Source organism: Aquimarina sp. AD10 (assembly GCF_003443715.1).
In the GTDB taxonomy this organism is placed as follows: Bacteria; Bacteroidota; Bacteroidia; order Flavobacteriales; family Flavobacteriaceae; genus Aquimarina; species Aquimarina aggregata.
In genome coordinates this window covers 5483555-5497834 of record NZ_CP031965.1, presented here as the reverse complement: position 1 = coordinate 5497834, position 14280 = coordinate 5483555, and the positions used below count along the sequence as shown (strand labels likewise).

At 32.6% G+C, this 14280-nt stretch carries 12 protein-coding genes; 11 read left to right on the top strand and 1 reads right to left on the bottom strand.

The genetic code is table 11. The annotated features are described in order from the left end of the window. Position 1: 1 nt before the first annotated feature. From D1816_RS22865 to D1816_RS22855, 3 genes are read left to right on the top strand one after another with little or no spacing between them, the layout of a single operon-like run. A complete protein-coding gene (locus tag D1816_RS22865; protein WP_118505854.1) occupies positions 2-1099 on the top strand; it encodes a cobalt-precorrin-5B (C(1))-methyltransferase in 1098 nt (365 codons plus the stop codon). Next, complete coding sequence (locus tag D1816_RS22860) at positions 1096-1815, top strand: cytochrome c biogenesis protein CcdA (RefSeq protein WP_066314248.1); 720 nt, start codon at positions 1096-1098, stop codon at positions 1813-1815. Before D1816_RS22865 ends, D1816_RS22860 begins: the two co-directional genes overlap by 4 nt. Before the next feature lie 47 nt (positions 1816-1862). Further along, on the top strand, positions 1863-2180 hold the full coding sequence (locus D1816_RS22855; protein ID WP_066314251.1) for a histidine kinase: 318 nt from the start codon (positions 1863-1865) through the stop codon (positions 2178-2180). A 36-nt stretch (positions 2181-2216) separates the two neighbouring features. On the opposite strand, the gene D1816_RS22850 is transcribed toward D1816_RS22855, so the two are convergent. Continuing rightward, complete coding sequence (locus tag D1816_RS22850) at positions 2217-3380, bottom strand: response regulator (protein ID WP_066314253.1); 1164 nt, start codon at positions 3378-3380, stop codon at positions 2217-2219. 433 nt (positions 3381-3813) lie between these two features. On the opposite strand from D1816_RS22850, the gene D1816_RS22845 reads away from it, so the two are divergent. The 8 genes from D1816_RS22845 to D1816_RS25910 all read left to right on the top strand — a co-directional run bounded on the left by D1816_RS22845 (position 3814) and on the right by D1816_RS25910 (position 14228). After that, positions 3814-5475, top strand: a complete 1662-nt coding sequence (locus D1816_RS22845; protein WP_118505853.1) for a VWA domain-containing protein — start codon at positions 3814-3816, stop codon at positions 5473-5475. A gap of 5 nt (positions 5476-5480) precedes the next feature. After that, positions 5481-6773, top strand: a complete 1293-nt coding sequence (locus tag D1816_RS22840) for a cobyrinate a,c-diamide synthase (protein WP_118505852.1) — start codon at positions 5481-5483, stop codon at positions 6771-6773. Continuing rightward, entirely contained in the window at positions 6764-10510 is a 3747-nt protein-coding gene (gene cobN, locus D1816_RS22835; protein ID WP_118505851.1) for a cobaltochelatase subunit CobN, read from the top strand. Before D1816_RS22840 ends, cobN begins: the two co-directional genes overlap by 10 nt. A 14-nt stretch (positions 10511-10524) precedes the next feature. Then, positions 10525-11109, top strand: a complete 585-nt coding sequence (locus D1816_RS22830) for a hypothetical protein (RefSeq protein WP_118505850.1) — start codon at positions 10525-10527, stop codon at positions 11107-11109. Between the two features lie 190 nt (positions 11110-11299). After that, positions 11300-11692 carry a hypothetical protein gene (locus tag D1816_RS22825; protein WP_118505849.1) on the top strand — a complete coding sequence of 131 codons (393 nt, stop codon included), beginning with the start codon at positions 11300-11302 and terminating at the stop codon, positions 11690-11692. Positions 11693-11696: 4 nt separating this feature from the next. Then, positions 11697-12098, top strand: coding sequence for a hypothetical protein (locus tag D1816_RS22820; RefSeq protein WP_118505848.1), 402 nt, complete (start codon positions 11697-11699; stop codon positions 12096-12098). 57 nt (positions 12099-12155) lie between these two features. Next, positions 12156-12920 (top strand): type I methionyl aminopeptidase, encoded by a 765-nt coding sequence (gene map / locus D1816_RS22815; protein ID WP_118505847.1) that lies wholly within the window; start codon positions 12156-12158, stop codon positions 12918-12920. A 1008-nt stretch (positions 12921-13928) separates the two neighbouring features. Continuing rightward, positions 13929-14228 carry an AraC family transcriptional regulator gene (locus tag D1816_RS25910; RefSeq protein WP_162900349.1) on the top strand — a complete coding sequence of 100 codons (300 nt, stop codon included), beginning with the start codon at positions 13929-13931 and terminating at the stop codon, positions 14226-14228. The last annotated feature ends 52 nt before the right edge of the window (positions 14229-14280 follow it).

Genomic DNA, 14280 nt, shown 5'->3' with positions numbered 1-14280 from the left:
TTTGAGCGAACTACAAGACATACCTAACAAACCATTACGCAGAGGTTACACAACCGGAGCTTGCGCTACAGCATGCACCAAGGCTGCTTTATTAAGTCTAGTCACACAAAACAAACTAGAAGAAGTATCGGTTATATTACCCATTGGAGAAACAGTTACATTCAAAGTAAACTTAATCTCTCTTACTACAAACGAAGCCAAATACGCTACCATAAAAGATGCCGGTGACGACCCTGATGTAACACATAAAGCACACATCTCGGTAACAGTTTCTTTTAATACACTTAAAGAAATTGTTTTTGTAAGAGGCAAAGGAGTTGGACTAGTAACACTTCCTGGATTAGAAATTCCTGTAGGTGAACCAGCAATTAATCCTGTACCTAGAAAAATGATGAGTACTGTTTGCAAAAAAATATTATCAGATCATCAAATAGAAACCAAAGGAGTACATATTAAAGTATCCGTTAAAGATGGCGAACAATTAGCTAAAAGAACCCTTAATAGTCGATTAGGAATTCTATATGGCATTTCAATTTTAGGCACCTCGGGAGTAGTAACTCCTTTTTCTGCAGCCTCATATATTGCAAGCATCCAACAAGGAATAGATGTTGCTATTGCCAATAAAAAAACCGAATTATTAATTAATTCTGGTGCACGTAGCGAAAAAATGTTGAAAGGCTTGTTTCCTGAAATAGATGATATTTCTTGTATTCATTACGGAAACTGGATTCAGGAAACTTTTGAAAAAATTCATCAATCTCAACAAATCACAAAAGTATCTATGGGTATTATGCTTGGTAAAGCTGCAAAACTAGCACAAGGCAATACCAATACACATAGCGGTAAAACAACCTGGGACAAAAATTTTATTTATGAATTAGCAATAGCATGTGGCTACCCAGAAGAGATTGCTAACAAAGTTTTAGCATTAAATATGGCCGGACGTCTTAGAGAAATTTTTACTTTTGCCAGCCAAGAAAAATTTTATCAAGAACTAATAAAAAGATGTCATTATCATTGTCAGAAAATAGCCCCAAATGTGCATCTTCAGATGTATTTGATCAATAATGATGGAATCCATATAGCGTATCCTTTATGAACATAATGAATCTTGCCAGACCTCTTATTGCAGGAGTATTACATTCTTTTGAACCTGATCATATGTCGGCTGTTTCTGTTTTAGCAGCAGAAAATGCTATTCAAAAGAAAAAAGTCAATTTAAAAACGGTTTTTACTGCTTCTCAGTGGGCATTAGGACATTCTGTTACTTTATTACTATTTGGAGGAATAGCGTTGATTTTTAGAACTGCGCTGTTAACTTTTATTGAAGGCTTATCTTTCTGGGCTGAGTTTTCAGTGGGCCCTATTATGATTTGGTTAGGTATTATGGCTATTCGTAGAAACCATAAGGTCAACGAGATGATGGCGGATCATAAAAAAATAGAAGCTCATGAACATATGGCTAATAATCCCATTCATTTACATGGTAAAACTGGTGAAGAAATAGCTATGAACCCGATTAATCGTTCTTTTTGGATTGGGATGTTACATGGGTTGGCTGGAACCGGAGGTGCGCTTACATCTGCATTAATTATAAGTGCTGATACGGTTTCTGATGCTATCTGGATATTGATTATAGAATCAATTGGTGTTATTCTCTCTATGGCAATATATAGCTATGTCTTAATTTTTACAATGAGTCGTTTTATAGAGCGAAATATTTCTATCTTTAAATGGATGAACGGTATTATTGGAATCATTTCTATTGTGGTCGGATTAATTATGTTACAAAGAGCACTCCTAGAATGGTTTTAATATTCCAAATTATCAGACGATCATGTTCTAATTAAAAACCAACTACAATGGAACAACCAAACTTATCAGAAATCAATAAGTTATCTAATGGAGATAAAACTTTTGAAGAAAGAATCTTTAATGTTATCAAAAAAGAATTCCCTCTAGAAAAAGCTCAATATTTCAGTAATTTAGAAAATAAAAATCTAATAAAAGCTGCAGAAGACGTACATAAACTGAAGCACAAGGTAAGTATTTTTGGACTTGAAAAAAGTTATGAAATCGCAACAGATTATGAAAACAATCTAAAGGATGGGAATTACGAACTTAAAGAAGATTTCGAAAAAGTTCTACAAATGATCACAGAATACATAGATACTCTGTAACCTTTTGCAGAACTGTTTTCTTTTATACATCTAATTTCAACTGACTTTTGATTTGACTTTAAAGTTATAGTGATAAGCAATTTGAGCAAGTTGCCCAACAATTTTCACAGAATCTTTCATAGATAACTTAGAACCGTCTGCATGTATCCAACGTTTAAGAGGTTGCTCGCATATATAAGAAATTGCTTTTTCTTTTCCGTAAAATTTGCGCATCTTCATAAAGATTTCAACATCAAACAACCATTTTGTAATAAACTTCTCTCGGAACATTTCATTGACTATTTCTCTATCCATAATTTTAGCACCACATTGCGTATCATTAAATGACATACTCAAGATATTTCGAATAATCAGATTGATCGTTTTACTTATTATTTTACGCGCAGATTCTTTTGTAATATTTGCTCCCATCCTACTCATTCTCGAGCCACTTACTATTTTAAATTTTGAGGACTCTATCGTTTTAACCAAATCATCAAAATCCTTAAAATCTGTGGACAAGTCAGCATCTAAATATCCTATATAATCTAATTGCGGATCTTTTGCCAAATGCAAAACCCCTTGTCGCACTGCTTCTCCTTTTCCTCCATTTTTTTCGCAATTATAAACACTTATATTATCTTCTCTACCTTCAGATAATTTTTTTAAAACTTCTAATGTATTATCTGTACTTCCATCATTCACAAAACATAAATGATATCCTAAGTTACTATGAGTAAAATCGGTAAATTCTTTACTCAAGATTCTTGTTTCTTCATTATAACATGGGATAACAACTCCTACGCAATGTCTTTGTAACATTTGACCTTTAGTGTTGTTTTCTGTTTTCTTTCTTGATCTTATTCCAAATATTCTTGCTATTCTTGCCGAAATTTCATTAAGTGATAGTGGTTTTTTCATATAGTCATCTATACCTAAATCAAAACCGTCTAGAATGGTATCTTCATTAGTATTACCAGACATCACCAAAATCTTAACGTCTGATTTTTTTTCTTGACGAATATTTTCAATAACCTCAAGACCAGACATTCCATCCATGTTAATATCCACAATCACAATATCAGGCTTAAAACTATCAAACAGTTCTAGTCCTGATTGTCCATCACTTGCACATTCGATAATGTATCCTTGATCCGACAGGTGTTTTTCTAAGGATAATAAAACAAGTTGCTGATCATCTATTGCTAAAATTTTTTTCATGTAAAGTAGGTTTTTCAATATGACTATTTACTACATAGAAAGCCATATCGATATTCAAAAAAGTAGGGGTAATTAGAAAGACTGACTTCTAACGAATACTCTGGCTCGAATAAGCTTAGTATTCCTTAGCATTTTGACTAGAAATTGAATAATTCTCTAGAAACAGAAAAAATCAATAGCTAATCTAAAAATAGGAAAATATTAGGAAATTAGGTTTGTAAAGTTTTTATTATTTTATAGGGTATCCTTAAACACACAGAATATTCTGATAAAAAGTATTGTTTGTTATATTCAAATGATTCAGAAATAAATACTTTTAAGTACCACGCACATCATCTTCTTTTATATCCTCATAAAAGTGATATTTAAACAAAGAAGGATGACCATTCTACCTGCATAAATCCTTATTTTTACAACTCTTATATAGAAATAGATGCAATCAAAATATAATTACCCTTTTACTGCTATACTAGCACAAGAAGATTTAAAATTATGCTTGTTACTTAATTTAGTCGATCCAACCATTGGCGGAGTATTAGCAACAGGTGATAAAGGCACTGCCAAAACTACGATGGTAAGAGGATTAAGTCAGTTGATGGGGGAAAATTTTCCATTTGTAAACCTACCAATTGGTGCCACAGAAGACAGAGTATTGGGTAGCGTCGATTTAGAAACATTAATTAATAAAAAAGTATCTATTGTAGACAAAGGGTTATTAGCTCAGGCGCATCAAGGGTTTTTATACATTGATGAAATTAATCTTCTTAATGATTATCTAATGGATATATTGTTGGATGCTTCTGCAACGGGAGGATATCATCTAGAACGCGAAGGCATATCTCAATGGGTAGATAGCCGTTTTTGTATGGTAGGAACGATGAATCCAGAAGAAGGAGTGTTACGACCACAACTATTAGATCGTTTTGGTCTTAGTGTAAATATTGATACTCCTACAGATAAAAAAATACGTTCTCAGATCGCTATGCAACGTCTCTCATTTGATAACGACCCAGAAACATTCTTTATAAAATTTGAGTCTGAAGAACAGAAAATAAAAGAACAGGTTCTTTTTGGAAAACAGCGATTACAAAATGTTATCATTCCAGAAGACGTTCAAGAATTTTGTGCAGAGTTAACGATCACTAATAAAGTAGAAGGAATGCGTGCGGATATTTTATTATTAAAGACTGCCAGAGCATATGCAGCCTATTATAATTATCCAGAAGTAACTCTTGAAATTGTAAATAGTATTGCACCATTTGTACTACAACATCGAGCAAAAGAATATACTCCACCTAATACTACAAACGAAAATGATGATACCAATCAAAAAAATAAAGATTCACAAGAAGAATCAATAGCTCAAGCCTCTACTAAGGCAGAATTTCAATTACCTAAATCGGTACAACAAGGACTACAGTTTTCTGCTCCAAAGAAAAACAACAAACAAAACATTAAACTAAATCCTCTTTCTAATATTTCATCAGCACCCTATCCTTTAAATCCTCACACTGAGATCGCAATAGCAAAATCTGTAAAAGCCTATTTAAAATCAGGAGTTTTTAATCGTATTCATAAACAACTAGTACAAAAAGCAATAGCGCGTATTGTATTTTTAGTAGATACCAGTGCTTCTATGGCAATAGATCAACAAATGGCCTATTTAAAAGGGGTTATCGAAAAAACCGTACTATCACACCCTTTACATAAAATACAGTATGCTATAGTTGGTTTGCAGGGGTCGTCTGCTAAAATTCTACAAGAGTTCACTACAAACACAAAAGAAATCACCTCTATAAATCAGCAATTAAGAACTCAAGGGAAAACCAATTTAGGAGCTGCATTTTTTAAAGTTTATGAAGTATTAAAATCCTTAAACCTTCAAACGGTGCAGCTATTTGTTTTTACAGATGGCAAAGCTAACACAGGGGCCAAAGATTCTTTTCAATATGCTATAACCACCTATAAAAAATATCTTAGTAAAATATCTAAAACGACTATTATAGATACAGAATTAGGTTTTGTAAAATTAGGTAAAGCAAAAGAAATGGCTAAAATCTTACAATTAAATTATACTGCGATTTCTGATTTTTAATTCATATGTCTAAAGCATTTTTAATAGCAGCTCCATGGAGTAATTCTGGGAAAACAACGGTAACGTTAAGTTTATGTCGTTGGTTTTCAAATCAAGGTTTAAATGTACAACCTTTTAAGTGTGGTCCGGACTATATTGATACTATCCATCATAGTACTGCAGCCAGAAAACCTGCTGTGAATTTAGACGTAGTAATGATGCCAGAAGAACATGTGATACGCACATTTAATAACTATCAACAAGGTACCGACATCAGTATTATCGAAGGTGTTATGGGGTTATTTGATGGTGCTGTAAAAGATCAAGGAAGTTCTGCTGCAATTGCCAAGTTATTAGATATTCCTGTTATTTTAGTTGTCAATGCCAGTAGTATGGCATATACAATTGCTCCTATTTTGCATGGATTAAAAACATTTGATCCTGAGGTTCAAATAGCTGGAGTACTATTTAATTTTGTTAAAACAGAATCTCATTATGCTTTCTTGAAAGAAGCTTGTGATACGGTTGGTATTCCATCATTGGGATATATCCCTCCTAATGAAGAAATTGCTATACCATCTCGACATTTGGGTCTACATATTGATAAGACTTTTGAAACGATAATAGAAAAAGCTGCTTCTCATATAACCTCAAACATCTCGGTCTCAAAGCTATTAGAATCTGCCAAAGAAATTAATAAGATAGCAAGAGAAAAAATACCAGTCAAAACTCCCTCTAAAACAAAAACAATTGCTATCGCAAAAGATGAGGCGTTTAGCTTTACCTATATAGAAAATTTAAAGTGGTTAGAATCTATCGGACGTATTGTATATTTTAGCCCAATTCACGACTCACAGCTTCCGGATGCAGATTACATTTATTTAGCAGGTGGCTACCCAGAATTATATTTAGAAAAATTATCTCAAAATGTAAGCATGTGTAACCAAATCAGAAATGCCGCTAACCTAGGTGTAACTATCTATGCAGAATGCGGAGGAATGATGTATCTAGGAAAAACGATTATAGATGAAAAGGGATTGGCACATTCTATGGTCAATATATTTGACTATAGTACCTCTATGGAAAATAAAAAATTATCCTTAGGCTATCGTAAAGTACTTTTTGAGGGTTTAGAAATCTGGGGACATGAATTTCATTATTCTAAAATACTTAATGATCAAACCAACTCTAGTATCGGAAAAGTTTTCACCGCAAGAGATAAAGAAATTTCAACAAAAATATATACTTATAAAAATGTATACGCTAGCTATATTCACTTGTATTGGGCAGCGTTAAAACCAAAAGATATATGCATTTAGTAGCAACAATACCTGGTGGATGGAATCCAAATGATGATGAAATTTTTTATATCGAACAACAACCCGGGGATATTGTATTTCTAAGTGCTGGCGATACCGAGATTCATACCATGAATGAAGCATACAAACAATTGTATGAAACCGAAGGAGATACTTTACCAAGTTTACGTATGACCAATCTAGTATATCTTAAACAAGAATTAACAATTGACACCTATCTTGAGGAAGTCCTTGAAAAAGCCAAAGTTATCATTTGTAGCATGTTGGGAGGTATTAGTTACTACAAATACTTAATAGAATCCCTAGTCGAACTACAGGAACGAATTGGTAATACTATTTTGTTCTTACCTGCTCATGAACCCGATTTTGAGCTAATGAAACTATCTTCTGTTGATATTCAGATCGCACACCAATCGCGACAGTATTTACAAGAAGGAGGAAAAGAAAATTCAGTAGCTTTTTTGAATTATCTGCGATATACGTTTTTTAATGATCAGATAAACATTACTCCAGTTAAATCAATAGCTGATGTATTTTTATTTACTTGTGAAACTGGATTATTAGAACAGGAAACACTTGAACTTTCACTTAACTCTTCAAGACCCAATGTAGTTATATTAGCATATCGCACACATTATCTTTCAGATAACCTATCTCCAATACAGGCAATAAGTAAGGCATTACATGCTAAAGGGATGAATACTTTTGTGGTTTTTACTAGTAACCTTAGGGATTCAAAATTAGTAGAACAAGTACAATCGTTAATGACGCATTCAGGGAAACGCGATATTCATACTATCATAAACACTACAGGGTTTACTATAAAACCTATGGACGGCTCTGAATTTATTTTTGAAAACTTAAAAATTCCTGTATTACAAGCAATATTTTCTACAGCAAATAAAAAAGTCTGGGAAGAAGGACTTTTTGGTCTTCCTCCTACAGATATAGCAATGAATATTGCCTTGCCCGAAATAGATGGGCGTATAATAGGACGTGCGGTTTCTTTTAAAAAGGAAATAGAAAAAGATAGTCTTACAGATAGTTCTATTCTAAAATATGAAGCTTATATTCCTGCATGTGAATTTACAGCAGAGCTAGCTAAGCGATGGACTTCACTTCAGGTTAAAAAGAATAGTGAAAAAAAAGTGGCTATTATTTTACCTAATTATCCAAATAAAGATAGTCGTTTAGCTAATGGTGTAGGTTTGGATACTCCTGAGAGTTGTGTGGTATTACTGCAAGCGTTACAAACAGAAGGTTATGATCTAGGGACGCAATTACCAAAAAGTGGTACCGAAATCATGCATTGGATTACCCAGGTCACTACCAACGATATCACTACAACAACTACAAGACCACATGCTCTAGTGTTTAGTCATAACGAATTTAAACAATGCTTTTCGTTATTATCCCAAGAACTACAAAATAAGGTTACCGAGCAATGGGGTACTCCAGATAATGATCCCTATTGTACTGAAAATGGTTTTATTATTTCGGGATTTTTATTAGGTAATACCTTTGTAAGTATTCAACCCTCTCGAGGATATAACCAAGACCCACAGGCAATTTATCATTCACCTGATTTACCTCCTACTTATCAATATTTAGCCTATTATTTCTGGTTACAAGAAAATTATCAAGCAGATGCTGTTATTCATCTAGGAAAACACGGTAATCTAGAATGGTTACCGGGAAAAAGTGTATCCTTAAATGCTGAAACCTGTTTCCCGGCAGCTGTATTTGGTGCACTACCCCACTTTTATCCTTTTATTATTAATGACCCCGGGGAAGGAACACAAGCTAAAAGGAGAAATCAAGCAGTGATTATCGATCACCTGATTCCACCTATGACCAGAGCAGAGAGCTATGGAAATTTAATGAAGCTGGAACATCTAGTAGACGAATACTATGAGGCTGCTTCCTTAGACCCAAAACGATCTCGAGCATTAGAAAAAGAGATATCTGGACTGGTTAAAGAAACCAAGTTAAATGTAGATCTAGGTATTGCATCAGATGATGTAGACGAACTACTAATTAAGCTAGATGGGTATTTATGTGAATTAAAAGAAGCACAAATTAGAGATGGATTACACATTTTTGGTAAAGCACCAGTTAATGAACAGCTAATAGATTTATTAATTGCATTGCATAGAGTTCCCGGATATAAACAACAAGGGATTACTCAAGTATTAGCCAAAGATCTTGGTATTGAAGAGAACATATTAGAGATTCCGTATACAGCAGTAATGGAGCTTACTATTGAAGGTGTATTTTGTAAAACTGCTGGGCAAGTAGTTGCGCAATTAGAACACATTGTAAAGCGATTGTTAATCTCTTATTTAGAAAAGGGAGAAGAAACTACATTGTATCCTTTAACGTTCCAAATAATCCAACATATAAAAACCAGCACATTAGTAAAAGTGCAAAAAACAACCGATGAGTTGGATTTTCTATTAAATGGATTAAATGGTTATTACGTGCCTTCAGGACCGTCTGGTGCCCCTACTCGTGGGCGGTTAGATTTACTACCAACAGGAAGAAACTTCTATTCTGTAGATGTACGAACCATACCTACCGAAACTGCCTATCGACTTGGAGAAAAAAGTGCACAACTCATTATTGATAGATACTTACAAGAAAATGGCGATTATCCCGAAACTATTGGAGTTTCAGTTTGGGGAACATCAACGATGCGCACAGGAGGTGATGATATTGCACAAGCATTCGCACTTATGGGAGTTCGACCCATCTGGAAAAATGTAAATCGTAGAGTCACCGATTTTGAAATCATTCCATTACTAAAATTAAAAAGGCCTAGAATAGACGTAACCTTAAGGATTTCAGGTTTTTTTAGAGATGCATTTCCTGATGTTATAAATCTATTTAATGCCGTTGTTACACGTTTAGCACATCTGGATGAGTCTGTAGAAGACAATCCTATACGCAAGCGTTTTTTAGCAGAACAACAACAATGGCAAGAACAAGGATTACCAAAAGATGAAGCAACACAACGTGCGTTGTATCGTGTTTTTGGATCTAAACCAGGAGCGTATGGTGCCGGATTGCAAGCTGTAATAGACGAAAAAAACTGGCAAACACAAGAAGATCTTGCCAAAGTATATATTAACTGGAGCGGTTATGCGTATGGCAACTCTAAAAAAGGAGTCTCTGCACATGAGTCATTTCAATATCGACTACAAGCCATGCAGATTGTCATGCAAAATCAGGATAATCGTGAACATGATATTCTAGATAGTGATGATTATTATCAATTTCATGGTGGCTTGGCAAATGCTGTAAAAACAGTAAAAGGAGAAGACGCAGCTATATATTTTGGTGATAACTCTATACCAGAAACACCAAAAGTAAAAACATTAAAAGAAGAACTTTTAAAAGTGTATCGATCCCGAGTAATTAATCCAAAATGGATTAACGGTGTGCAACGACATGGATACAAAGGTGCTTTTGAAATGGCTGCTACTTTAGATTATCTTTTTGCTTATGACGCCACTACAAATCTTATCGATGATTTTATGTATGAAGGAATTACTGAGAGTTATTTATTAACTCCAAAAAACAAAGAATTTATACAAAAAAATAACCCCTGGGCATTAAAGGATATGAGTGAGCGTTTATTAGAAGCCATACAACGCGGTATGTGGAAAAACCCATCAAATGAAATAAAAGAACAATTGGAAAGTTTATATCTTGAAAGTGAGGGGTTAACAGAATAATATAAACATTAGCTATGAAAACTTTGATTTCTATACTATTAATTTTAGGATTTACAACAAACTCTAATTTTAAAAAAAGAACGTTATCATACCCTGTTATTATTTCAAAAGCTGATTTAATTGTCGTTGGTGCTATTTCTGAGGTATCTTTTTCTGTATATGAATACGATTTTCAAATTTCTGAATTTGTTAAAGGTACATCTGCACAAAAAATCACTGTTACTATGTGGAGAGAATGGACCTGTGATAGACGCATTAAATTTCCAAAAAATGGACAACGGTTAATCTTATTTCTTTCTAAAAGAAAGAATGGCAATTACGAAATCATCAACGGTAGTACTGGTGAGCTCTTTATATCAGAAAATGAAACTATAGAGACATTTATAAATACTAACTTTCCCAATCTCAAAGAATTTATCACAGGAATAAAAATGTTTTCAAAGGCTTATCGTTTCGAAGGAGAACTATACGCTAGACATTCTGAAAAAAAGTATTTCAAACGCCTGATTAATCAATCTGAAATTGACAAAATGGAAACAGAAAGTAGTTTTTTTAAATCTATGTCCTCATGGATTAAGGCTGCAATATTAGAAGATTAATACATTACTATATTCTTGACACCTTTTTAATCTTGGTTCTTATAATGCGAGAGCAAAACCAACTAAAATTTATACTCATGTGGCAAAAAAAATTAAAAAAGTAAAAGATTTACTAATTTAGTTACTTCTATAAGAGAAATATGTTTACCGTTAACATACACCTTTGTTGTGTGTCATTAAAACCAAAATTATGGGAAGATGGATGAGAGCTTTAAATAAAAAAGAGGAAGTTGTTTCTGAGATGGCTCCTAATTTTCTAATTTATTGTTCTAGGCATTTACCTAAAAACATAAGAGATGAGTTCCCAATACTCTTGAATTTAGACCTTAATTCGGACAAATGGACAGACGAATTACAATCGTATAAACAAGATAAAATATCTGTACTGAAAAACGAAATTGAAAAAGTCCGCAGAATACTGAACAAAGAAGAGTTTTCTCCAAAAGTTGACTCAGAAAAGATTTTAAAGTTTTGGACGACCAATGATTATACTTTGAAAGACATAAATAATGATATAGATAATTTAAAATCTTTCTTCAAAGAGTCGATAGAGCAGGATTTAGAAGTGAAAATTTATTTGTAAGTCAATGGAACAAGGTTTCATAAAAATCATTGAGTGTTTTAATATCACCGCAATTGGACTTTTAACAGAGTTACAACATTCCGAAAATGGAATCCCACCAAACACTCAAATATTTGATCCTATAACAAACGAAACTTGGATAGTTAAGAAAAGAGTGCATCATGGAATATTAATATTGGACAGGTCCGAGAAATACTTTGACTGTGAAACGGAATCAATGCATGTAGATAGCGTTTTTAAAAATCTAAAAGACCGAGAAATTGCAGTTGAAAAAGAATTGAACAAAAGAAAAAATGGAATATATTCCTACTTGATTGAAACTGAGAAGAAAAAACAGAAAATAAAACCTGAAATAGGTTCGAAATTAAAAATAAAACTACAACACAACAAGGTGTATAAATCATAGTGGCTTCGCCACAACGATTCATACACAAACCGTTGTAACCAATTAAAACAAAACGAAATGTCGATAACAAAAGAATCTGAATTAATAGGAATGAAAAGAGTTAGTGAAGTTGTTGGAACTACACTAAAATTGATGAAAGAATATGCTAAAGTTGGTATGTCAACGAAAGAATTAGACGAATATGGTGGTGAAATTTTAAAAAGCTATAGAGCAAAATCAGCACCTTATGAAACTTATGATTTTCCAGGATTCACTTGCATAAGTTTAAATGAAGAAGCTGCTCACGGAATACCATCAGAGAAAAAAATATTAAAAGAAGGAGACTTAATTAATATTGATGTATCAGCTGAATTGGATGGCTTTTGGTCTGACAATGGAAGTTCTTTTGTTATTGGAAAAGACCTCCATAATCACCAACCTCTTGTAAATGCTTCCAAGAATATTTTACGCAAAGCAATAAACAATATTAAAGGTGGAGTAAAAATTTCAGAAATTGGATATTTAATAGAAACAGAAGCTAAAAAATCAGGTTTTAAAGTAATTAAAAATTTAGCTGGTCACGGAGTTGGTAGAAGTTTACACGAAGAACCAGAAAACATTTTAAACTATAGAGTTAGAACAAATCGAGAAAGATTTAGAAAAAATACTACAGTTGCAATAGAAACTTTTATATCGACAAAGTCTACTGTTGCTGTCGAATTAAATGATGGGTGGACTTTAGTAGGTAATAAAGGTGGATATGTAACACAACACGAGCAAACAATATTAATTACGGATAAAAACCCAATTATTCTTACTGAATCTAATGGAATGTGGAATTAAACTGGCTAAAACAACGTGTATAAAACATAGCTAGTAAATGCTAAACCAAGAGGTTTATATTTATGAAGACCGTCAAATTTTTAAATTTGGCTTTTAATATTGATAAATTAAAAACAAAATATAAAAATTCTGCTCCTTGTTAATCCGAAAAGCCAGCGTTGTTTTACACGCTACATTTCATACACAAGACCGTTGGAATGCATTAGAACTGAAAAAGAGTAAAAAACTTAAAGAAGTAAAAAATTGTACACTATTATAAATTTCGTCATTTCATTTGGTGCCATGCAAGGTCTTATTATTGGCGTTTTTCTTTTAATAAAAGGATTTAAACTAAAACAAGATTTTTTTTATTTAGCCCTAATATTAATCGGTTTTGCAGCTTTATTAGGACGAGTTGTAGTAATAGGTATCTATGAAAAACAACCATGGCTCTTTAATAATCTTAACTTCTTTTTATTGATTTCTCCCGCCTTATACCTTTATGCAAAAGAATCATCTAGAGCTACTAAGAATCCTTTGAATTTTCACTCCCTACATTTCCTCCCATTTCTAATTATAAATTTAGTATTTATACTATATTATTTTTCTTTAAAAAACCCAATCGATTACATGACGTATCTAACTAACATCATAAAAGTTAACGATCGTTTTAGTATCATCTATTTTTCAATATACCTTTATCTAACTTACAAAATTGTTAGACAACATAAATCTTCATATCGTAAAGAACTTTACAAGCTTTTAAATAAATTAATACGCAATTTTTTTGTTTTTTTTATCATTTGGTTAATCTACGTTTTAGCAGAATTATTATACTTTGACTATACTATGGAGCTCATATATTATTATCCAGTTATGATAATATTAGCAGTGATTCTTTATTATATGAGTTTACAATTTATTACAAACGATCGATTTCTCTTTGACATTAACTTAATCACAAAAAGGAAAATTTTTACTTTAACAGAGACAGATGGTAAAAATTTATTGAATCAATTAACTCTTTTTATGACTGAGGAGAAACCCTATTTAGATGGTGCTATTTCTCTAACTGCTATTGCTGGTTCATTAGATGTAAATCCAAAAGCCTTATCTTTTGTAATCAATGAACATCTTCATAAGAATTTTAACAATTATATTAATGATTGGCGAATCGAAGAAGTAAAGAAAAGGTTAAACGACAGGGAATATAATCAATTGAAAATGCTAACAATTGCCTTTGAGTGTGGTTTTAATTCTAAATCAACTTTTAATCTTGCTTTCAAAAGAGCTACAGGATTATCTCCTACCGAGTATAGAAAACTCTAACAATCATTCAGTTTTAAATCTTTTTAAGATATTTTTTTTAATATTTCGAGTC